This is a genomic window from Bradyrhizobium zhengyangense (genome assembly GCF_022012555.1).
Taxonomy (GTDB): domain Bacteria; phylum Pseudomonadota; class Alphaproteobacteria; order Rhizobiales; family Xanthobacteraceae; genus Bradyrhizobium; species Bradyrhizobium zhengyangense.
This window is the reverse complement of record NZ_JAKLTZ010000003.1, coordinates 742,788-764,518: the sequence shown is the minus strand read 5'-3', so window position 1 is coordinate 764,518 and position 21,731 is coordinate 742,788. Positions and strand designations below refer to the sequence as shown.

At 64.8% G+C, this 21,731-nt stretch carries 20 protein-coding genes, 1 tRNA gene and 2 pseudogenes; 11 read left to right on the top strand and 12 right to left on the bottom strand.

Annotation, left to right across the window (positions count from 1 at the left end):
• Positions 1–4 precede the first annotated feature (4 nt).
• Both L6639_RS14285 and L6639_RS14280 read left to right on the top strand, forming a co-directional pair.
• Entirely contained in the window at positions 5–898 is an 894-nt protein-coding gene (locus tag L6639_RS14285) for a DUF2147 domain-containing protein (protein WP_237862318.1), read from the top strand.
• Between the two features lie 181 nt (positions 899–1,079).
• Positions 1,080–1,436 carry a hypothetical protein gene (locus L6639_RS14280; protein ID WP_237862317.1) on the top strand — a complete coding sequence of 119 codons (357 nt, stop codon included), beginning with the start codon at positions 1,080–1,082 and terminating at the stop codon, positions 1,434–1,436.
• Positions 1,437–1,446: 10 nt separating this feature from the next.
• Here L6639_RS14280 and L6639_RS14275 read toward each other — a convergent pair whose 3' ends face one another.
• Together L6639_RS14275 and L6639_RS14270 are read right to left on the bottom strand one after the other, a co-directional pair.
• Entirely contained in the window at positions 1,447–1,851 is a 405-nt protein-coding gene (locus L6639_RS14275; RefSeq protein ID WP_237862316.1) for a (R)-mandelonitrile lyase, read from the bottom strand.
• A 17-nt stretch (positions 1,852–1,868) separates the two neighbouring features.
• A complete protein-coding gene (locus L6639_RS14270) occupies positions 1,869–2,567 on the bottom strand; it encodes a ribonuclease activity regulator RraA (protein ID WP_237862315.1) in 699 nt (232 codons plus the stop codon).
• A 247-nt stretch (positions 2,568–2,814) separates the two neighbouring features.
• On the opposite strand from L6639_RS14270, the gene pxpB reads away from it, so the two are divergent.
• From pxpB to L6639_RS14255, 3 genes are read left to right on the top strand one after another with little or no spacing between them, the layout of a single operon-like run.
• Positions 2,815–3,546, top strand: coding sequence for a 5-oxoprolinase subunit PxpB (pxpB, locus tag L6639_RS14265; RefSeq protein ID WP_237862314.1), 732 nt, complete (start codon positions 2,815–2,817; stop codon positions 3,544–3,546).
• Positions 3,543–4,580, top strand: coding sequence for a 5-oxoprolinase subunit C family protein (locus L6639_RS14260; protein ID WP_237862313.1), 1,038 nt, complete (start codon positions 3,543–3,545; stop codon positions 4,578–4,580). The genes pxpB and L6639_RS14260 overlap by 4 nt, the downstream gene beginning before the upstream one ends.
• Before the next feature lie 31 nt (positions 4,581–4,611).
• A complete protein-coding gene (locus tag L6639_RS14255; RefSeq protein WP_237862312.1) occupies positions 4,612–5,382 on the top strand; it encodes a LamB/YcsF family protein in 771 nt (256 codons plus the stop codon).
• Between the two features lie 435 nt (positions 5,383–5,817).
• On the opposite strand, the gene L6639_RS14250 is transcribed toward L6639_RS14255, so the two are convergent.
• The 5 genes from L6639_RS14250 to L6639_RS14230 form a co-directional block, all read right to left on the bottom strand.
• A complete protein-coding gene (locus L6639_RS14250; protein WP_237862311.1) occupies positions 5,818–7,431 on the bottom strand; it encodes a sulfite reductase subunit alpha in 1,614 nt (537 codons plus the stop codon).
• Entirely contained in the window at positions 7,428–9,224 is a 1,797-nt protein-coding gene (locus L6639_RS14245) for a NirA family protein (RefSeq protein WP_237862310.1), read from the bottom strand. Before L6639_RS14245 ends, L6639_RS14250 begins: the two co-directional genes overlap by 4 nt.
• 13 nt (positions 9,225–9,237) lie before the next feature.
• The gene (locus tag L6639_RS14240; RefSeq protein ID WP_237862309.1) at positions 9,238–10,068 is read right to left on the bottom strand and encodes a formate/nitrite transporter family protein; all 831 of its coding nucleotides are present in this window, start codon (positions 10,066–10,068) and stop codon (positions 9,238–9,240) included.
• A 345-nt stretch (positions 10,069–10,413) separates the two neighbouring features.
• The gene (locus L6639_RS14235) at positions 10,414–11,577 is read right to left on the bottom strand and encodes a CmpA/NrtA family ABC transporter substrate-binding protein (RefSeq protein ID WP_237862308.1); all 1,164 of its coding nucleotides are present in this window, start codon (positions 11,575–11,577) and stop codon (positions 10,414–10,416) included.
• Entirely contained in the window at positions 11,574–12,164 is a 591-nt protein-coding gene (locus L6639_RS14230) for an ANTAR domain-containing response regulator (protein WP_128951752.1), read from the bottom strand. The genes L6639_RS14235 and L6639_RS14230 overlap by 4 nt, the downstream gene beginning before the upstream one ends.
• Before the next feature lie 111 nt (positions 12,165–12,275).
• On the opposite strand from L6639_RS14230, the gene rimO reads away from it, so the two are divergent.
• The gene (gene rimO, locus L6639_RS14225) at positions 12,276–13,601 is read left to right on the top strand and encodes a 30S ribosomal protein S12 methylthiotransferase RimO (RefSeq protein ID WP_237862307.1); all 1,326 of its coding nucleotides are present in this window, start codon (positions 12,276–12,278) and stop codon (positions 13,599–13,601) included.
• A 168-nt stretch (positions 13,602–13,769) separates the two neighbouring features.
• Here the strand turns inward: rimO and L6639_RS14220 are convergent, their stop codons facing one another.
• Entirely contained in the window at positions 13,770–14,174 is a 405-nt protein-coding gene (locus L6639_RS14220) for a carboxymuconolactone decarboxylase family protein (RefSeq protein WP_237862306.1), read from the bottom strand.
• The gene (locus L6639_RS14215) at positions 14,107–14,538 is read right to left on the bottom strand and encodes a MerR family transcriptional regulator (protein ID WP_237862305.1); all 432 of its coding nucleotides are present in this window, start codon (positions 14,536–14,538) and stop codon (positions 14,107–14,109) included. The genes L6639_RS14220 and L6639_RS14215 overlap by 68 nt, the downstream gene beginning before the upstream one ends.
• Positions 14,539–14,626: 88 nt before the next feature.
• On the opposite strand from L6639_RS14215, the pseudogene L6639_RS14210 reads away from it, so the two are divergent.
• Positions 14,627–14,845, top strand: a pseudogene (locus L6639_RS14210) (30S ribosomal protein S12 methylthiotransferase RimO); the annotation flags it as partial.
• Positions 14,846–14,866: 21 nt separating this feature from the next.
• Here L6639_RS14210 and L6639_RS14205 read toward each other — a convergent pair.
• Both L6639_RS14205 and L6639_RS14200 read right to left on the bottom strand, forming a co-directional pair.
• Entirely contained in the window at positions 14,867–16,129 is a 1,263-nt protein-coding gene (locus L6639_RS14205; protein ID WP_271605882.1) for a methyl-accepting chemotaxis protein, read from the bottom strand.
• Between the two features lie 82 nt (positions 16,130–16,211).
• On the bottom strand, positions 16,212–17,153 hold the full coding sequence (locus tag L6639_RS14200; RefSeq protein WP_237862303.1) for a hypothetical protein: 942 nt from the start codon (positions 17,151–17,153) through the stop codon (positions 16,212–16,214).
• Between the two features lie 125 nt (positions 17,154–17,278).
• Between L6639_RS14200 and L6639_RS14195 the strand changes: the two genes are divergently transcribed.
• The 4 genes and pseudogenes from L6639_RS14195 to L6639_RS14180 all read left to right on the top strand — a co-directional run bounded on the left by L6639_RS14195 (position 17,279) and on the right by L6639_RS14180 (position 20,707).
• Positions 17,279–18,427, top strand: a complete 1,149-nt coding sequence (locus tag L6639_RS14195; protein ID WP_237862302.1) for a tetratricopeptide repeat protein — start codon at positions 17,279–17,281, stop codon at positions 18,425–18,427.
• Between the two features lie 97 nt (positions 18,428–18,524).
• Positions 18,525–19,167: pseudogene (locus tag L6639_RS14190) on the top strand (DUF962 domain-containing protein).
• Positions 19,168–19,421: 254 nt separating this feature from the next.
• On the top strand, positions 19,422–20,618 hold the full coding sequence (locus L6639_RS14185; RefSeq protein WP_237862301.1) for an acetylornithine transaminase: 1,197 nt from the start codon (positions 19,422–19,424) through the stop codon (positions 20,616–20,618).
• A gap of 13 nt (positions 20,619–20,631) precedes the next feature.
• Positions 20,632–20,707 (top strand) — tRNA-Arg (locus tag L6639_RS14180).
• Position 20,708: 1 nt separating this feature from the next.
• Here L6639_RS14180 and L6639_RS14175 read toward each other — a convergent pair.
• Entirely contained in the window at positions 20,709–21,683 is a 975-nt protein-coding gene (locus L6639_RS14175) for a quinone oxidoreductase family protein (protein WP_237862300.1), read from the bottom strand.
• Positions 21,684–21,731: the final 48 nt, after the last annotated feature.

Sequence of the window (21,731 nt, the reverse complement as noted above, 5' to 3'; positions counted from 1 at the left end):
GGAAATGAGGAAGCTGTTGGCCACGGCCGCATTCCTTTTGGTGAGCACCGCAGCGCAGGCGCAGTACACGTTCGAGTATGGCGGGCGCACCATCCGCATCGATCCGGACCGCGGCACGGTGCAGATCCCCGGCGTCTATGACAACACCGGCCAGGGCAAAGCCAAGAAAGCCAAGAAGAACGACACCAAGCAGGACCAGCAGGCGCCGCAGCAGGCCAAGGTCGATCCGCAACCGCCGCCCGCGCCGGCCCCACCTCCCGTTGCCGCGCCTCCGGCGGCAGAACAGGCTCCCGCGGCGCCCGCCCCGGCAGCGGCCGCAGCACCACCGCCAGCGCCGCCACCGCCAGCTGCTCCGCCTGGGGCGACGACCGCCAGCACGGCTCCGCCCGACGATATGGTGCCGCCGCCACAACCGGCTCCGAGTGCAGCCCCAACGGTCGCCGCGGTGCCGCCCGCACCACCTCCACCGCCGGCTCCGACCGTAGCGGCTGCACCGCCAGCGCCGCCTCCACCACCTGCGCCAGCGCCTGCCCCGGCGCCTGTTCAGGCTGCGGCCGTCGCACCGCCGCCTCCCGCAGCCGCACCCGCGCGCGATCTCAATTCACCGCTCGGCGTCTGGCTCACCGAGGAGAAGGAAGGCAAGGTCCGCATCGAGCAGTGCGGCAATAATTTGTGCGGCTATTCGGTCGACAGCAAATCGAACCAGAATGGCGAGCAAGTTCTGATCAACATGAAGCCTGGCAAGGACCTGAAATGGTCAGGCCGCATCCTCGATCCCAACAGCGGCTCCACCTACGATTCGACGATCTCGCTGAAGGGAGGCGACCGCCTGCGCGTGCAGGGCTGCGCCTTTGGCGGCATGTTCTGCGGCGGTCAAACCTGGACGCGCGTGAACTAGACCTCGCTCGACAATTTCGAGAAAGACAAGGGGCCCGTGATCCGGGCCCCTTTGCTTTTGCCCGCGATGTCACTCCGATGTGCGTCACCTCACAGAGAACCTGACGCGCGTGACAGCCCTCACATCGCCGGTTCCGTGCCCGTGACACGATCCCCGCATGGTCAATCACAAGGGGCGTGTCATGAACGGATTTTGCAAGGGTCTCTTCGCCACCATTATCGCCATCGCCTTCCCGCTCGCGCAGGCCGATGCTGCGGGCTCGACCTTCGACGGGACATGGAATGTCCGCATCTCGTCGTCGAGCGAAACCTGCGGCAACGGCGCCACTGTCGCGATCGGCATCAGTAACGGCCAGATCGCCTCGAGCAGCACGGCAGTGACGGCGTCAGGGCGCGTCGCCGATGCCGGCAGCATCAACGTCTCCTTGAGCACCGGCATCAAGCACGCGGTCGGCTCCGGCCGGCTCAGCGGCACGTCAGGCTCCGGCACATGGCGCGGGGCCATGTGCTCGGGCACGTGGACGGCGGAGCGGATGTAAGCGGAGCGCTCTAGCCCAGCGCCGCGCCGTATTCGGCGTCGGTGACCGGCTCAAGCCATGTCGAATAGACGCCGTCGAGCGCTTCCTGCATGGCGATATGGCACATGCTGTTACCAGGCGAGGCGCCGTGCCAGTGCACTTCACCTGGCGGGATCCAGACGGTGTCGCCAGGACGGATTTCCTTGACCGGGCCGCCCTTGGTCTGGACGCGGCCGACACCGGAAATCACGTAGAGCGTCTGCCCAAGCGGATGGTGGTGCCAGTTGATGCGGGCGCCCGGCTCGAACGAGACGCGCGAGACGTTCAGCCGTGCCGGCGCGGGCGCCATGTTGATGGGATCCTGCAACACGGTGCCGGTAAAATTTTCCTTGGGCGCGCGACGGGTCGGCCGCGTGCCTGCGAGCGTGATGTCCATGGTGTCCTCGTTTCCTGTTACTTGTTGCTGGCGGCGTAGCGTGCCTTGGTTTCGGCGTTCATGGGATAAAGGCCCGGCAGCACCGCACCGTTGTTCACCTCGTTGACGATCCAGGCTTCCATCCGCTCCTGCTCGACGCCCTCGGCAAGGACGTGCTCGAGCATTGCCGCCGGGATCAGCACGCAGCCGTCCTGATCGGCGACCACGATGTCGTTCGGGAATACGGCGACGCCGCCGCAGCCGATCGGCTCGCCCCAGCCGACGAAGGTGAGGCCGGCCACGGACGGCGGCGCGGCATAGCCGTCGCACCACACCGGCAGATTGGTCCCGAGCACCCCCTCGACGTCACGCACGACGCCGTCGGTGACGAGCGCGGTGACGCCGCGCTTCATCATGCGCGCGCAGAGGATGTCGCCGAAGATGCCGGCGTCGGTGATGCCCATGGCGTCGACCACGGCGATGCAGCCTTCCGGCATCGCCTCGATCGCGGTGCGGGTCGAGATCGGCGACGACCAAGACTCCGGCGTCGCCAGATCCTCGCGCGCCGGCACGAAGCGCAGCGTGAACGCCGGTCCTACCAGGCGCGGCAGGCCCGGGCGAAGCGGACGCGCGCCGCGCATCCACACATTGCGCAGGCCCTTCTTCAGCAGGACCGTGGTGATGGTGGCAGTGGTGATGCCGGCGAGGGTCTTGCGGGCTTCGGGGGACAGCGACATGGACGAGAACGAGCTCCGAGGTGCAGGAAAGAACGCGCGCATCTTGCGAGCCGGAGGCTCGTCGTCAAGGGCCAAAGCCCTGTCAAGAATGCGACCCTGCCGGGCGGTTATGCGACGCGATAACAAGGCTTTATCGTCACCCCCGGCATTAATTTATTGGACTTGCGGGCGCATTTACGCGAAGCAGGTTGAGGCGGAACTCAAGGTCGAGCCCGCGCATTTCCTCAAGGCCCGAATTCGACATCTCATGGCCGCGACGCTTCCACCGCCCCGCCTTCTGCCCAGTGGCGACAGCGCCGTCACGGTCGAGTTCAGCCGCACCATCGACGACGCCGCCAATGAGCGCGTGCTCGCGCTCGACAAGGCGCTGGCGGCAAGCCCCATCGAGGGCATCTCCGAGACGATCCCGACCTATCGCTCGCTGCTGGTGCATTACGATCCCGGCAAGATCGGTTTTGACGCGCTCGGCGAAAAGCTGCTTGCGCTCGCGACCCAGCCGCTGCCGCCGACCACAAAAGCACGGCGCTGGCGCATTCCCGTCGCCTATGGCGGCGAGCATGGCATCGATCTCGAGGATGTCGCAAAGGCGCTGAGCACCACACCCGACGACATCGTCGCCCGCCACGCCGGCGGCGATTATCGCGTCGCCATGATCGGCTTCACGCCCGGCTGGTCCTATCTCAGCGGCCTCGACAAATCGCTGCACATGTCGCGGCGGCAGTCGCCCCGGCTGTTCACGCCTGCGGGAACGATCTCGATCGGCGGCATCCAGGCGGGCATCCAGTGCCTGGCCGCGCCGAGCGGCTGGCATCTGCTCGGGCGCACGCCTGTGCGAACCTATCAACTCCACCGCAATCCGACCTTCCTCACCGAGCCCGGCGATCGCGTGACGTTTTTTGCGATCGACCACAAGACGTTCGAGGAGCTGGATCGCGCGGCCGAGGCCGGCGAGATCATCGCCGAACGGGTCGACGCATGAGCCGGCTGATCGTCACCAGCATCGGGCCTGCGAGCTCCGTCCAGGACGGCGGCCGCCTCGGCGCGCAGCGCTATGGCCTCACGGTCAGCGGCGCCATGGATCGGCTGACGCTGGCCGCAGCGAATACGCTCGTTGGCAACGAGCCGTTCGCAGCCGCGGTCGAGATCGGCCCGTTCGGTGCCACCTTCACGGCCCGGGACGGCGCCGTGCGCGTCGCCATATCAGGCGCGCCGCGCAACGCCGATATCGCCGGGAAACCGGTGGCTATGGATTCGTCCGTGACGCTGAAGGATGGCGAGACGCTGACACTTGGCTTTGCCCGTGGCGGCGCGTTCACGTATCTGGCGATCGAAGGCGCCATCAAGGGCGAAGAGGTGTTCGGCAGCCTTGCGGTGAACGCCCGCGCCGGGCTCGGCAGCCCCTACCCGCGGCCGCTGCAGGCCGGCGACGAATTCGCGGTCGATGCCGCGAGCGGTGCGCCCGAGTTGCGGATCGAATTGCCCAAGCCCGCGACCGGACCGATCCGCGTCGTGCTGGGCCCGCAGGACGACGAGTTCGACGATGCCAACAAGGCGCTGTTCCTGGGTAGCGAGTGGAAGATCTCGGCGACGTCAGATCGCATGGGCTATCGGCTCGAGGGCCCCGCGATCAAGCATCTGCACGGCCACAACATCGTCTCCGACGGCACGGTCAACGGCAGCATCCAGGTGCCCGGCAACGGCTCGCCGATCGCACTGATGATGGACCGCGGCACCTCTGGCGGCTACCCGAAGATCGCGACCGTGATCACAGCCGATGTCGGCCGTCTCGCGCAGACCTCGGCCGGAACGGCGTTCCGATTCAAGGCCGTCACGATGGCCGAGGCGCAGGACGAGGCACGCAGGTTTCAGCAGCTGATCCGCACCCTGCCCGATCGCCTGCGCTCGTCGGACACCGTCGAGCTCAACATCGAGGCACTCAGCGATGCCAATGTTGCGGGCTATGCGGTGAGCGCGATGGATGCCGGGACCTGGCAGGTCGCGGCAGAGCCGTAAGCGACAACAAGACCAAAGGCGGAGAGCAACCATGAAGACGATCGATCTCAATTGCGACCTCGGCGAAGGTTTTGGCGCGTGGGAGATGGGCAACGACGCCGCCATGATCGAGCTCGCAAGCTCGGTCAATGTCGCCTGCGGCTTCCATGCCGGCGACCCGGACATCATGCGGCGGACGGTGGAGCTGGCGAAGGCGCGCGGCGTCTCGGTCGGCGCGCATCCTGGATATCGCGACCTGCACGGCTTTGGCCGGCATCCGATCGCGGGCCTCAAGTCCTCCGAGATCGAGAACCTCGTCGCCTACCAGATCGGCGCGCTGCAGGCGATCGCGACCGCGGCAGGCCACAAGGTCACGCATGTGAAGGCACATGGCGCGCTCTCCAACGTCGCCTGCGAGGACGACATGACGGCGAAGGCGATCGCGGCTGGAATCAAGGCAGTCGACCCCAGCCTGATCTTCGTGGTGCTCGCCAATTCGAAGCTGGTGAAGGCCGGCGAGGAAGCGAACCTGCGGATGGTGCATGAGGTGTTTGCCGACCGCGCCTATGAGGACGATGGCAACCTCGTCTCGCGCAAGAAGCCCGGCGCGGTGCTGCACGACGCGAAAGCGATCGCCGACCGCGTGGTGCGCATGGTGCAGGACGGTGCGGTGGTGTCGGTCACCGGCAAGGTCATCAAGATGCGCACGGACACGGTGTGTATTCACGGCGATACGCACGGCGCCGTCGAGATCGCGCGGACCTTGCGTCAGGCCTTGAAGGATGCTGGCATCGAGGTCGCGCCGTTCAAGCGCGGGTCGTGATCAGAACGGGTGCGCCGACAGCGTGCCGAAGAGAAGCACTGCGATGAGCGCGCACGCGCCGAAGATGCCGATGTGGTGCGCGTTCGCCTTTGCCCTGCGCGAGACCGATCGCGCATAGAGATGAAGCCTGGCTTCCGCCGACAATTCCCGGATGGTCGATTTCCAACGCACCATCCGCCCAGTATGAACGATCCAGCACGACGGCTGTAAGACCATCGTGCAAATAGCGATGGAAGCGCTTCCCTGGCTCGCTTTGCAGGCGAAAATTCTTCGCAGCCGCGGGTTCCAGAAATCTTATTCGCTAAAATCCAAGCCAAATGGAACCGGTTCCGGTTCCACCCGGACCAAACCTTTGAAAACAACCCCATGCACAGTAGAACGCCGCCGCGGGCGCGATTGCGCCACGGCGGCGATTCACGCTGGTCTCCCCGGGCCTTAGTACACGTCAGCCTGGAAACGGCCCTTCTTCTTGAGATCGGCGACAAAGCTGACCGCCTCGTCGGTCGAGCGCGCACCGAACTGGGCGACAATGTCGACCAGCGCGCGCTCAACATCCTTGGCCATGCGCTTTGCATCGCCGCAGATGTAGAGATGCGCGCCCTCGGCGAGCCACGTCCACACTTCGCGGCCGAGCTCGCGCATGCGGTCCTGCACGTAGAACTTCTTCTCGCCGTCGCGCGACCAGGCGAGCGACAGCCGCGTCAGCAGCCCCGAAGTCTTCATCGCGTTGAGCTCGTCGCGATAGAAGAAATCGCAGTCGCTGCGCTGATGGCCGAAGAACAGCCAGTTCTTGCCTTGCGCGCCGGTTGCCTTGCGGTCGAGCAGGAAGGCGCGGAATGGCGCAACCCCGGTGCCGGGACCGATCATGATGACGGGCGTCTTCGGATCCTGCGGCAAGCCGAAACCGTGCGCCTTCTGCACATAGACCTTGAGCTTGTCGCCCTCGGCGATACGCTCGCCGAGGAAGGTCGAGGCGACGCCGAGACGCTTGCGCTTGCCGACGACGTAGCGAACGGAATCGACCGTCAGCGAAAGCTTTCCGGGCGTCGCATTGTGCGACGATGAGATCGAATAGAGCCGCGGCTGCAGCGGCTCCAGCGCCTCGACGAAGGCCTCCGGATGCGGCCGCGTGCCCGAAAACTTCTGCAGCGCCGCCATCACGTCGAGCGTTGCCGCATCGCCATCGGGATCCTCGCCCTGCGCCAGCGCCCTCGCCTTCTCGCGTTGCGCGCCGCCGGTGATGAACGAAAGCAGTTCGAACAGCTTGTCCGGCGCCGGCGATAGCGAGACGTCCTCGACCAGCGCCTCGCGCAACGTCTTGTTGTTGACCTTGGTGGTGTGGGACGCGCCGAGCAGCGCGATGATCTGGTCGACCAGACCGAGGTCGTTGCGGGCGAACACGCCAAAACTGTCGCCGACGACATAGTCGAGCTTGCTCTCGGAGAGGTCGAACTCGACGTGATAGGTCTCCTTCTCCGAACCGCCCTTGTTGAGCAAGCGCCGCGACAGGAAGGTGGCTTCAGCCGGATTTTCGCGGGCACGGCCGACCTCGGCCTTCACCTCAGGCGCAGCCGGCGCACTCGCAGCCCTAGCCGCCCCTGCCGCGGGCTTCGCCGCCGGCGCCTTGTCGACCTCCTCGAACAGCTGCTTGAGCATCCGCGCCGTCTCCTTGCCGCCGGGGGCGCAGAGGTTGAGACGCGCTTCGCTCTTGTTCGCGATCGAGTCGGAATAGTCGGCGCAATTGTAGCCGCACTGGCCACAATCCTGTTGCGCCATCGCCGCCATCATGCGGCGGCGGAGCGGACGTCCCTCGGCGAGTTTCATGCGGTCGGCGATCGGCATCGCCGGATCGTGCCAGGGTGCCTCGCCATCGTCGCCATCGCCCTGCGGCGCCAGCAAGGCACCGTTCTCGATCGGCGACAGAGCCGTCGAGCCGTCGAGGCCGAGCATGCCGACGAGAAATCCGTTCAGCCAGAGCCGCTGGCCCTCACTAAACGGTGCATTGGCCGGAATGATCTCGATCTTGGGAGGCACGGACATCTGGGTCATGCTGCTACTTCCGCTTCGGCGAGTTTGCGCAGGGCTTCACCGTCATGGCGACGGGAGAAGGTCAGAAACGTCTCTTCGGGCGAGGTGCGGTTGGCGAGATACGCCTTGAGCAGGCTCTCGACGATCTTCGGCGCATCCTCGGCCTTCAGATCGTGAAACACCTCCTGGCCGATATCGGCGTCGGGGCCGAAGCCGCCGCCAGTAAAGAGGTGGTAGCCCTCGACCTGATCGTCCTCGCTCGCCCCCGGCACCTTGGCCGCGATCAGGCCGATGTCGGAAATGTAGTGCTGCGCGCAGGAGTGATGGCAGCCGGTCAGATGGATGTTGAGCGGCGTGTCGAGATTGATGCGCTCGTCACACCAGTCGCCGATCGCAGCGGCGTGACGCTTGGTGTCGGAGGCCGCGAACTTGCAGCCGGCATTGCCGGTGCAGGCAATCAGGCCGGCCCGGACGTTCGACACTTGCGTGGCAAGGCCAAGTTTCTCGACCGCGGCGGTGGCGAGCGCGACGCTCTCGTCGCGGACGCCCGAGATCAACAGGTTCTGCCAGACCGTCAGGCGGATATCGCCGTCGCCGAGATCCTGCGCGATCTTGGCGAGCCCGCGCATCTGCTCGCAGGTGAGCTTGCCGACCGGCAGCGCCACGCCGAGCCAGTTGAGCCCGGCCTGCTTCTGCTTGTGCACGCCGATATGGGCCATGCGGTCGGACAAGGGACGCGGAAGCAACGCCTCGGCCGGAACGCGCGCGAACGGCTTCTTCAGTTGCTCCTCGACGAGCTTGAGGAAGCCGTCGTGACCCATGCTGTCGAGCACGTATTTCAGCCGCGCCTTGTTGCGGTTGGTGCGGTCGCCGTGCTCGATGAAGATGCGCACGATGGCATCGGCAACAGCGGTCGCGTCTTCGGGGCGCACGACGATGCCGGAATATTTTGCAAAGTCCTTATGGCCGGTGATGCCGCCGAGGCCGAGCTTGAACCAGACACCGGGCTCGACGCCATGGCCGTCCTTCACCTCGACCGCGGTGAAGGCGATGTCGTTGGTTTCCTCCAGCGCGGCGATCTTGCCGGCGCCGTCGAAGGCAACGTTGAACTTGCGTGGCAGGCCGAACAGCGAGCGGTCGTTGAGGATGTGGTAGTGCCACTCGCGCGCGTAAGGACGCGTGTCGAGCAGCTCTTGCGGATCGATGCCGGCCGTCGGCGTGCCCGTGACGTTGCGGATGTTGTCGGCGCCGGCGCCGCGCGAGCACAGGCCGATGTCCTGGACCCCCTCGATCAGCTTGACCGCGTTCTTCGGCTCGATCTCGCGGATCTGGAAGTTGGCGCGGGTGGTGACATGGGTGTAGCCGCCGCCGCAGCTTTCCGCGATGTCGGCGAGGCCCGACATCTGCCAGTGCTTCAAAATGCCGTTGGGAATACGCAGGCGCGCCATATAGGAAGTCTGCGCCGGCGCCACCCAGAAGATGCCGTAATAGCGCCAGCGGAAATTATCCGCCGGCGTCGGATTGGCGTTGTTGCGCGCCTGGTCCTTCAGCCGCTCATAGGCATCGAACGGATGCATCTCGCGCTTGAACTTCTCCTGATCGGCGAGCTTCTTGCCCGCCGCCGTGAGCTTGTCCTGCGCCTTGATCGCCGCAGCGTCCGGCCCCATCGGTTCAGACGGAGCGCCGGCGGCAGGCGCTCCGCCGGCTGCGAAGGCGCGCCCGACACGTCCGACCTGCATGCCGGACATGAAACCTTCGAGATACCGCTTCTGCTCGTCGGAGAAATCGGCCGTGGGTGCTGTATCGAGTTTCATGGACTGAATGAACCTACTCTGCTGCCTGGACCGCGACCTGCGCGACATCGGCCGCGGGCTTGGCGGGCTTGTAAGTCGCGTAGAGCGCAAGGCCGGTGAAGACGAAGCCGCCGACGAGATTGCCAAGCGTCACCGGGATCTGATTCCACAGCCACCAATCGGAAAGGCTGACCTTGGCGCCCAGCAGCATGCCGGTCGGGATGACGAACATGTTGACGACGGCGTGCTCGAAGCCGAGCGCGAAGAACAGGAAGATCGGCAGCCAGGTCGCGGCGATCTTGCCGACCGTGGAGGTCGAGGTCATCGCCATGACGACGCCGAGGCAGACCAGCCAGTTGCAGAGGATTGCCTTGACGAAGACCGAGACCATGCCGGCGGTGCCGATCGCGGCATTGCCGATGGTCTTGGCTTCGGCGACCGCAACGATCTTCGCGGCGACGCCGGCGACCTCGACCTTGCCCATGTTGGTCAGCGAGATCGCGATCAGCGCGCCGAAAGCGAGGCTGCCGAGCAAATTCGCGACGAACACCCAGGACCAGTTGGCGATCACCGCGTTCCAGCTCGCCTTGCCTTCGAGGCGCGCGAGCGGAACGATGGCAAAGCTGCCGGTGACAAGCTCGAGGCCGAGCAGCACGATCATCACGAGGCTGACCGGGAAGATCAGTGCGCCGACGAGCGGTTGGCCGGTGGTGAGAGCGCCGGTGAAGGCGAGCGTGGTGGCAGCACCGAGCAGAGCCCCGGAAATCGCTCCGCGGATCAGAATATCCCGCGGGGCAAGCGCCAGCTTCTTCAGGCTGGCATCGACCATCGAAGCCACAACGTCGGAGGGTTTCGCGTAATCCATATCGTAGCTCCAGCTTGCCGCGCTCGGCGGCGTCAACGGGTGAAACGGATGTTGATCGCGGGGAAGCCGGTTGCAGGCACGCGCCTTTGCCGGAACCCGGGGCGATCCGATCAGCCTCGTTGCTGCGGAAATCCACCATGGACTTGGAGCCGCTGGCGCCCACGCCGGGCGGCTGGGATCCTCTATTCAAGGAGTGTGCCAACGCAGCATAAGTTGCAAAACCACATGAAATCAGTAGCTTGCTCTTGGGTGCAGCGCATGAAGTGGATCATGGTTCATGCTGCTTCGGGCAGCAATGGCCCAAAGATTAAGCTTCGAATCGATGTGATTAAGCTTTGAGCAGGCCTATTTGGCCTGCCGTCCGACCTCAAACGAGGCGAGATATCCGCCGAGATCAGTGGGGTCGAAAGCCGGCCCGGCAAAGGCGCTGAAGGGGGCGTTGGGCTGGTCCGCTCCGCTCTGCCCGAGGGCGGCGTCGTAGAGATCCGGCCGGAACACGCCCATGGCGGTCTTCACGGCCTCTGGGCGGAGCGGCGTCTGTCCCCAGCGCACCATCTGCGCGTAGAGCCAGGCGGCCTGGACTGGGTCCGGGCGCCCTGCCCCTTCACGTCCAACCAGGAGATAGCGGCCGCTCTCGCGCATCGCGCCATCGGGCGAAATCTTCAACCGCCCGATAAGCGATCGCTGGATTACCTCGGCATCGACACCGATCCGCTCCGGCTGTGCCAGGATCTGCGCGGCCTGGGCGAGGTTGGCAGGCTCCTCGATGAATTCGGCTGCCTTCACCGCGGCCCGCACCAGCGCCGCGACCACGTCCGGGTGCTTGTCGGCCCAAACCTGCCGCACAGCCAGCACCTTCTCTGCCGCGCGCCCGAGAATGTCGGAGACGAAGTGCAGGATATGACCGATGCCGAGATCGACGGCGATCGAGTTCCAGGGAGCGCCGACGCAGAAGGCATCGACATGGCCGCTCTTGAGACTGTCGACCATGTAGGGCGGCGGCAGCACAACGAGGCGCACGTCCTCGTCGGGATCGACGCCCGCCGCCGCCATCCAGAATCGCAGCTGGTAATTGTGGGTCGAGAACGGAAAGGTCATGCCGAAGGTCAGCGGATCGGCGCCAGCCTTGCGGCGCTTTGCGACGACCTTCGCCAGCGCCTTTGCTGTGACCATCGGATCGAAGCGGTCGCCATCGATCACTTCCATCAGCGCGGCGTGCAGTGCCGGCGACACCGTGATCGCGTTGCCGTTGATGCCGAGATTGAAGGGGGCCGCGATCGGCACCTTGACGTGGCCGAGCCCGAGCGAAGACGCAATCGCGACAGGCGCCAGCAGATGCGCGGCGTCGAACAGGCCGATGTTCAGCTTGTCGCGGACGTTCGACCAGGAGACCTCGCGCACCAGCTCGACCTCGAGCCCTTCGGCGGCCGTAAAGCCCTTGTCGACGGCGACGATCAGCGCGGCGGCATCGACCAGCGGGATGAATCCGATGCGAAGGGGTGCGGTCATTTCAGCATCTCCGACGCGGTGATGATCGACTGGGCGATCTCGCCGATTTTCTTCTTCTCGCGCATGGCGGTGGAGCGCAGCAGCACGTAGGCCTCGTCCTCGGTGAGGCCCTTCACCTTCATCAGGATGCCCTTGGCCTTCTCGATGATCTTGCGGTCCTCGAGCTGCGACTTGGTCCGCTCCAGCTCCTCCTGGAGTTTTGCGAAGGCGTTGAAGCGCGACACGCAGAGGTCGAGGATCGGCTTGATGCGCTCCTTCTTCAGCCCGTCGACAATGTAGGCGGACACCCCCGCCTCCACGGACGCCTGGATCGAGGCGGAGTCGCTCTGATCGACGAACATGGCAATCGGTCGCTTCACCGCGCGGCTGACCTGGAACATCGCCTCCAGCACGTCGCGGCTGGGGTTTTCGAGATCGATTAGAATGATATCGGGGTCCACCGCATAAATACGGGCCAGCAGGCTCTGCATCTCGCGGATATGGACCACTTGCGTGAACCCGGCCTCCCGCAAGCCCTCCTCGAGGATCGCGGCCCTGACCGGGCTTTCGTCGACGATCACGATTTTGGGCGACTGTTCGGCGCTCATGGCTCACTCACGGCAGGCGATTCATCCATAGCATGCCGGAGCGTCATGCAAAGGGTTGTAATTATGGGCAATTGGGACTAGCTCAAGCCCGTCAATCAGGCAGATTTGGATATGGATCAGACGGCTGCGCCCAAGGTCAGCTTCGTGTCACTCGGGTGTCCCAAGGCATTGGTGGATTCCGAGCGCATCATCACGCGCCTGCGCGCGGAGGGCTACGAGCTCGCCCGCAAGCATGACGGGGCCGACATCGTCATCGTTAACACTTGTGGCTTCCTCGACAGCGCCAAGCAGGAATCGCTCTCGGCGATCGGCGAGGCCATGGCCGAGAACGGCAAGGTCATCGTGACGGGCTGCATGGGCGCCGAGCCCGAGCAGATCGAACAGGCCTATCCCGGCGTGCTCTCCATCACCGGCCCGCAGCAGTACGAGAGCGTGCTCGATGCCGTGCACCGCGCGCTGCCGCCGGCGCACAATCCGCATCTCGATCTGGTGCCACCGCAAGGCATCAAGCTGACGCCGCGCCACTACGCCTATTTGAAGATTTCCGAGGGCTGCAACAACCGCTGCACGTTCTGCATCATCCCGAAGCTGCGCGGCGATCTGGTCTCGCGTCCGGCCAATGATGTGCTGCGCGAGGCCGAGCGCCTGGTCGGCGCCGGCGTCAGGGAGCTACTGGTGATCTCGCAGGACACCTCGGCCTATGGCGTCGATCTCAAATATGCCGAGAGCCCGTGGAAGGACCGCCAGGTCCGCGCCAAGTTCCTCGACCTCGCGCGCGAGCTCGGCGAGCTCGGGGCCTGGGTCCGCCTGCAATATGTCTACCCTTACCCGCATGTCGACGAGGTCATCGCGCTGATGAACGAGGGCAAGGTGCTGCCCTATCTCGACATCCCGTTCCAGCATGCAAGCCCCGAGGTGCTGAAGGCGATGAAGCGCCCGGCGGCGCAGGACAAGACGCTGGCGCGGATCAAGCGCTGGCGCGAGGAATGCCCTGACCTTGCGCTGCGCTCGACCTTCATCGTCGGCTTCCCCGGCGAGACCGATGCCGACTTCGCCTATCTGCTCGACTGGCTCGATGAAGCCGAAATCGATCGCCTCGGCTGCTTCAAATACGAGCCGGTTGCGGGCGCGACCTCGAATGCCATCGCCAATCCCGTGCCGGAAGAAGTCAAGCAGGAGCGCTACAACGCGCTGATGGCGCGCCAGCAGAAGATCTCGGCGCGCCGGCTGAAGCGCAAGGTCGGCACGCGCCAGCAGATCATCATCGACGAGGTCGGGCCGACGGTCGCGAAGGGTCGCTCCAAAGCCGATGCGCCGGAGATCGACGGTGCGGTGTATCTGTCGAGCCGCCGGCCCTTGCGCGTCGGCGAGATCGTCACCGCGAAGATCGAGCGCGCGGATCAATACGATCTGCACGGCAGCGTCGCGGGGTTTTGAAAGCGCACTGACGTTCCCACAACGTCATGGCCGGGCTTGTCCCGGCCATCCACGCCTTGGCGCACGGCGCGAAGAACGTGGATGCCCGGGACATCCAGCGCGAGGACGCTGTTCGCGCTTTTGCCCGGGCATGACGACCTCATGTGAATTTCGCATGCGATGGCGTCGCTAAGCTACAGCTCCGTCATGCGCGGAAAACACCTCCTTGGCTGCGAACAGCCCGTTCACCGCTGCCGGGAAGCCCGCATAGACGGCCATCTGCATGATGATCTCCACGATCTCGTCGCGAGTCAGCCCGACGTTCAGACCCGCCTCGATGTGCACTTTGAGCTGAGGTGCGGCATTTCCGAGCGCGGTCAGCGCGGCAATCGTTGCGATCTCTCGATCGCGGAGGCCAAGCTCCGGCCGGCTGTAGATGTCGCCGAAGGGAAATTCGATCACGTATCGTGCGAAATCCGGAGCGATGTCGGCGAGTGAGGCGACGACCTTTTCACCGGCCGTGCCGTCAATGCGTGACAGGGCTCGTTGACCGCGATCGAAGCGGCTTTCGACTTGTGTTTGGGCGTGCGTCATCTTCCTTCGTCCTCTGTTCGCCGCCGACATAGCCGGCGATCTTGGTATCAAGGACGAGCAGGCATTCCTGGAGCTCGGCAATCTGCGTGCGAACCTGTTCCCGGTGGATTTCCAGCATCTGCCGCCGGGCTGGCCCGGTGGCTTCGCCTTCATCACGGAGCGCCGTGTAACGCAACATGTCCCGGATCGGCATTCCCGTGGTCTTGAGCCGACCGATGAATGTGATCCATGTGAGGATCGATGCGTCAAAGTCGCGCTGGCCCGAATGGTCCCGGTCTGCGTATGGCAGCAGCCCGATGCGCTCATAATAACGCAACGTGTGAACCGACAGGCCGGTTCGTTTTGCGAGGTCGCCGATCTTCATGAGTGCCCGTTCTCGTACTGACGCACGTACAGATACCCCTTCGAGCGCACTCTAAGTCAAGGGGGATCGAAGGTACCCTACCCGCGAGGCGCGCCGGCTGAAGCGCAAGGTCGGCACGCGCCAGCAGATCATCATCGACGAGGTCGGGCCAACGGTCGCCAAGGGTCGCTCCAAAGCCGATGCGCCCGAGATCGACGGTGCGGTGTATCTGTCGAGCCGCCGTCCCTTGCGTGTCGGCGAGATCGTTACTGCGAAAATCGAACTCGCCGACCAATACGATCTGCACGGCAGCGTCGCGGGGTTTTGACGATCAACCGAGCGCCGTGGGCTATGCGGCGCGCACGGCCTTAAGGAAACCGGACACCTTGTCGCGCAACGCATCGGCATGGCGCGACAACTGGCCCGCCGCGCCATGCATGTTAATGGCGGATGCGCCAGCGGCGTCGATCGTCTGCGTCACGGCATTGATGTTGCTGGCGACTTCGCTGGTCCCCGTAGCGGCCTGACTGACCGAACGCGCGATCTCCTGGGTCGCCTGTCCTTGCTGCTCGACAGCAACGGCAATCGTCTTGGCAATGTCGCTGATCTGTCCGATCGTCGTGCCGACCCCCTGGATCGCGGCAACGGTATCGTCGGTCGCCCGCTGCATGGCACTGATGTGAGCGCTGATCTCCTCGGTGGCCTTGGCAGTCTGGCTGGAGAGGCTTTTGACTTCGGCGGCAACGACGGCGAAACCGCGACCGGCATCGCCAGCTCGCGCCGCCTCGATCGTAGCGTTCAAGGCCAGAAGATTAGTCTGGCTCGCAATCGCATTGATCATTTCGGTGACCGCACCGATCCTGGCTGCGGCCTCCGACAGGCTCCTCACGAGATCATTGGTGCGCGCGGATGCCTGCACCGCCTCGCCGGCAATGCTTGAGGAAGTCGCGACCTGACGGTTGATCTCGGCAACGGAGCTCGACAGCTCTTCGGTCGCGCCCGCGACCGACTGGACGTTGGCAGATGCTTCGGACGAGGCGGCAGCGACGGTCGAGACGCGCTGCGCGGCGTTCTCGGCGGTCGAGCTGAGCGAGCCGGCCGTCGCCTCCACGTCCTTGGCAGCCGACGACACGGCGTTGGCAATGGAGCCGATGGTTTCCTCGAATTCGCCGGCAAGTTTGGCGATGGCGCGCTTCTTCTCTTCCCGCGCGGCAATCAGCTCCGATAAATCACGCCGAAAGCTGATGACGACGGGCTGGCCATCGATCTCCGCGGGAACAAGTGTGACCTGTACCGGGACCATCTGCCCATCCGCTCGGCGCGTGATCCATTCGAAGCGGGCGTGGCCCTCCTTCATCGCCCGCGCGAGTGTCTCCTTGACGCAGTCCGACGAGCGACGGCCGTCTGCTTGGAATTCAGGGGCCATATCGGCCGGTGACCGGGACAGCAGATCAGCCTTGCTACGATAACCGCCAAACCTGACCGCCGCCTCGTTACAGGCGATGATCTTGGGTCCCGCCAGCACCATGACCGCATCAACCGAATGTTCGAAGACTGCTTGCCCGACCTGACCATTGCGGTCCTGGCTTGTCCGTCGCCCGAAGAATCTCATCCGCTCCCCCCATCCCGAAGCGGTCCAGTGACTAGCAAGGAAACATTAACCAAACACTTAAGGGGTGCCTGCCGGGGCGCGATCAGCCCGCAGCAAGCCATTTCGGCACCCAGCGCTCGGGACGCGGGGCGCGGGCGAGATCGGCCTTGGCCTCAGTGAGCAGCGCCGGCTCGCCGTTGATGGTCGGGCGCACATCGTATTCGAAATTCGGCATGACGCGGCCGTCGGCGTAGAGGCCGAATTTCATCGCGTACCACAGTCCGAGCTCGGGCTGGGCGCGGCGCATCTCCTCGCGCAGGTCGCGCAGCAGGGATTCGATCGAGGCAGCTTCCTCGAAGGGCTGCGGCCCGCGCGATAGCACGCGCGCCTCGTATTGCTTGCCTGATATAGCAACCTCGAAATGAGTCTTGTCCCAGGCCTTCTTGCCCCTGGGCAGATGCGCGGCCAGCCGCCAGCCGAGCTCGGCCATCAGGCGGTGATTGGCCCAATATTCCTCGCGGTCCCGGCTCCACTTCTCGACGAAGCCGCGGAAGTCGGGCAGCTCCCCGTCCTCACAGGCGACAGGTTCGCCGGCCGGGCGTCGCGCAAGCCATTGCGCAAGCTCGACGGTCTGCGGCTCGACCTCGTCATGCGGCCGCAGATCGTGCCAGGCCTTGTCGAATTGCAGAGAGGTCAGTTTCGCCAGCAATGCGTCGAGGGATGGCGCAAGCAACTCGTAATCGCCCTCCGAGCCCAGTCCCACGATCGGGGGGGCGTCACGGTCGAGACCAGCGCCATACCAGCCGCCGACGGCCGAACCGTCAGGCAGTCGCATGAACAGCGCGAAGCGGTCGCGCAAGGGGCTGCCATCGAAGATCGGGGCCTGATCGGAGAACTGGCCTTGCAGGGAGAAGCAGCCGACGCTGCCCCAGGGGCGACCGTTCAGCCAGCCGGCAAAATCCAACAGCAGGGGCGGCGCCTCGATGCCCGGCGGAAACGCGCCGCGAATGCTGTCGAGGTCAATCGGATAAGGCGTGTCGGACAAGGCTGAAAACTATCTTGATGGTCCCGTCCCCATTGGTCTGTCCCGGCTGAGGTCCGGTTCGAACCAATTCGCGTTTCGAGATCACAAACGCGCTAGAGGCTCATAGGTTTCTGCGCAGCAAACAAATGACACGCAATCACAAGATCGATATCCGGCCCGCGCTGCGCGCGCTCGCGGCCACATTGACCCTGCTCACGTTTCCGGCCGCCGCGCAATCCCCGTCGGCGGCGCAGGCGCGGCAATGGTGCTTCGGTTCCGACAAGGTCAGTGACGACCAGCGGCTCGCCGGTTGCTCGGTCGTGCTGAAGGCCAATCCGTCGAATGCGGTCGCGCTCGCCAATCGCGGCGAGATGTTTCGGCGCAAGGGCGAGACCGAGCGTGCCTTGGCCGATCTCAACCGCTCGATCGATCTCGACGAGACTGATGCTGCCGCGTGGTTCAATCGCGGCATCGTCCATGACGATCTCGGCGACCGCGACCATGCCATCATGGACTACACGCGCGCTATCCGGCTCGTTCCCGACGACGCGTGGTACTACAACAACCGGGGCAATTCCTACATCGGCAAAGACGACTATGAGCATGCGCTCACCGACTACAACAAGGCGATCAAGCTCGATCCGAAATTCGCGCTCGCCTTCTACAACCGGGGCACGGCCTATCGCGAACATGGCGAGGCCGAACGTGCGCTGGCGGATCTCGATCTGTCGATCAAGCTCGATCCGACCTATGGCCCGGCCTATGGCAACCGTGCGCGCATCTTCCGCGATCGCGGCGATCGCGATCGCGCGCTGGCCGATTTCGCCAAGTCGATCGAGCTCAACCCCAACAACGACCGCGATTTCTATGCGCGCGCGAACATGTATTTCGACGCGCATGATTATGCGCCGGCGCTCGCGGATTACGATCGCGCGCTCGCGGCCAATGCGAGCTACGCCGGCGTGTTCAATTCGCGCTGCATGACGCGCGCGATCCTGGGCCGCCTGCAGGACGCGCTGGCCGATTGCGAGCAGTCGCTGCGGATGCGGCCGAACGATCCCTACACGCTGGATAGCCGCGCCCTCACCTATTTGAAGCTCGGCAATCTCGACGCGGCAATCGCCGACTACGACACCGCCCTGGGCGCAAAGCCGAAGCTCGACTCGTCGCTCTACGGCCGCGGGCTTGCGAAGCGAAAGAAGGGCGACGGTGAAGGCGCCGAGCGCGACATCGCGGCGGCGAAGGCGATCAATGCCGCCATCGCCGACGAGTTCGCACATTACGGCGTGGAGTAATCCTCCCGCGCGCCAATGTGACACTATATTGCTTTCACGCAGAGGTCACGGACTCGTCCTAATCCTCGCGCGCTTTCAACGCGAGCGAGGATTATTGATGAGCCGTCTCCCGGACATGCTGCGCACGCAGCGCTTCGACGATTACCGCTTCTACCACCAGAGCACCGTCAACCAGACGCTGCACCTCATCAGCGCGATCATCTTCCTCGCCTGCTATGCGTTGCTGTTCAGGGATCCCGCGCTCGCCGGTTTAGTCGGCTGGCTCGCGATGCTGACGCGCCAGGCCGGGCACTTTTTCTTCGAGCCGAATGGCTACGACGCGGTCAATGACGTCAGCAACGAATACAAGGAAGCGGTGAAGGTCGGCTACAACCAGACGCGCAAGATCATCCTTTTGCTGGTCTGGGGCAGCGCGCCGATTGCACTGTACGCGTATCCGACGCTGTTCGGCCTGTTTGCTCCGCCGGCCGATCGCCTCGACTTCGTCCGCCACGTCGGTGTGCTCTGGCTTGCGATCGGCGTCAGTGGCGGGCTGGCGCGCATGCTGCAGCTGTTCGCCGCGCGCGGCGTCACGACCGGACTGGTGTGGAGCTTCAAGGTGCTGACGGATCCCTTCCACAACATCGCGCTGTACTGGAATTCGCCGCTCAGGCTGATGCGCGGCGAGCTGATCGACAGCGCGATCGCGGATGCCGACTGGGGGGGACGAGAAAGCCGAGGAAGCCGCGCATCTGACCTGAGCGAGCGGATGGCTCGCAAACGACCGGCTTGACAAGCCCTGCCCTTCGGCTGTACGGACGCGCCCCATGATCAACTCTCGGACCAACCGCCGCGCAGCTTTCCGTCGTCGCACCAGCGACGATGATGGGTTGCGCCATGTCCGACGACGCCGCTGAACCAGTAATTCAGCAAAGTTTTCGAGAAGGCCGCACCCGCAAAGTGCGGCCTTCTTGCTTTTCGCGTCCTTTTTCACCCGCCTCCAGAGGAGTTCGACATGACCACCGCCACCCATCCGTATGACGCGCTGATGGACATCACTGCACGGCCGAAAGCCGTGTTCGTCCGCGGCGCCGGCTCATACCTCTGGGACGACAGTCGCAAGCGCTATCTTGATTTCGTGCAGGGCTGGGCCGTGAACTGCCTCGGCCATTCCCCGTCCGTCATCGCGGATGCGCTCGCCGCGCAGGCGAAGCGGCTGCTGACGCCGAGCCCGGCCTTCTACAACGAGCCGAGCCTCAAGCTTGCAAAGGCGCTGGTCGAGAAAAGCGCGTTCGACCAGGTGTTCTTTGCCAATTCCGGCGCGGAGGCCAATGAGGGCGCGATCAAGCTCGCGCGCAAATATGGCAGCCTGCACAAGGGCGGCGCGTTCGAGATCATCAGCTTCGAAGGCGGCTTCCACGGACGGACGCTGGCGACGATGTCGGCCTCGGGCAAGAAGGCGTTCGAGCCGCTGTTCGAACCGAAGGTTGCCGGCTTCAAGAAAGCCAAGCTGAACGACATTGCCTCGGTCGAAAGGCTGATCAACGACAACACCGTCGCGGTGATGCTCGAGCCGATCCAGGGCGAATCAGGCGTGTGGCCTGCGACCGACCAGTTCCTGCGCGAGCTGCGGGCGCTGACCGAGGCCCACGGCCTGCTGCTCATTTTCGACGAGATCCAGACCGGCATGGGCCGGACCGGAAAGCTGTTCCACTATGAGCACGCCGGCATCGCGCCTGACATCATGACGCTCGGCAAGGGCATCGGCGGCGGCGTGCCGCTCGCGGCGCTGCTCGCGACCGAACGCGCCTCCTGCTTCGAGCACGGCGACCAGGGCGGCACGTTCAACGGCAACCCTGTGATGTGCGCGGCCGGGCTCGCTGTGCTCGCTGAGGTCGGTAAGCCGGAGTTCCTGAAGCAGGTCACCGAGACCGGCCTGCTGCTCGAAAGCGAGCTGCAAAAGGTCTCGGCGCGGCATGGCCTCGGCGGCGTGCGCGGTCGCGGGTTGTTGCTCGCGCTCGACCTCAAGCTGCCGATCGCGTCCGGGATCGTCGCGCAGGCGTTCGAGGCCGGCGTATTGCTCAACGCGCCGCAGCTCGACAGCCTGCGCTTCATGCCGGCGCTGAACGTCACGAAGGCAGAGATCGCCGAGATGATTGGCTGTCTCGACGACATCCTGACCAAGGCCGGCGCGGCAAGACGCGTGGCGTAAACCGAGGTGGCAGGGTTCCGTAGCTCAAGGGATAGAGCACCGCGTTGCGGACGCGGAGGTTCGAGGTTCGAGTCCTCGCGGGACCGCCATCTACGGCTTCAGGATCGACGCACCCGTCGTCTTGCGGCTTTCGAGATCGATATGCGCCTTCGCCGCGTCCTTGAGCGCATAGGCGTGGTTGATCGGCACGTGCAGCTTGCCGTTGATGACGGCGGAGAACAGCGTATCGGCGCCTTCCAGCAGCTCCTTGCGCGTGCCAATATAGTCGTTGAGCTTCGGCCGGGTCGCAAATAGCGAGCCGTGATTGTTCAGCTCGGCGATCGAGAACGGCGGCACCGGGCCTGAGGCGTTGCCGAAGGAGACGAACATGCCGCGCGGCTTGAGGCACGACAGCGAGCCCGGAAAGGTCGATTTGCCGACGCCGTCATAGACAACGTCGCAGCCCTCGTTGCGGCTGATCTGTTTGACGCGCGCGACGAAGTCTTCCTCGTTGTAGAGGATGACGTGGTCGCAGCCATTGGCCTCCGCGAGCTCGGCTTTCTCGCGCGTGCCGACCGTGCCGATGACGTGGGCGCCGAGCGCGCTCGCCCATTGGCAGGCCAAGAGGCCGATGCCGCCGGCGGCGGCATGGATCAGCACGCGATGATGCGGTTCGACCTTGAACGTCTTGTGCAGGAGATACCAGACGGTCAGGCCCTTGAGCATCAGCACGGCGCCCTGCTCGTGGGTGATGTGATCGGGCAGCTTGACCAGCTTCTCCCAGGGGATGTTGCGCTCGCTCGTGTACGCGCCAAGATTATGGTAGTAGGCGACGCGGTCGCCAGGATGAAAATTCGTCACGCCCGGCCCGACGGCGACCACCTCGCCCGAGGCCTCATTGCCGGCGATGAAGGGCAGTCCCGGCGCCTTGTAGAGGCCGGTGCGGTAATAGACGTCGATGAAGTTCAGGCCGACCGCGTGCTGGCGGATGCGCACCTCGCCGGGTCCGGGCGTCGGCAGGTCGACGCTTTCATAGACCAGCGCGTCGGGGCCTCCGACCTTGTGCACACGGACCGCTTTGGTCATCACCTGACCTCCTCTTCGCATCAGCCAGCGAAAGACATCGCGCCCGCC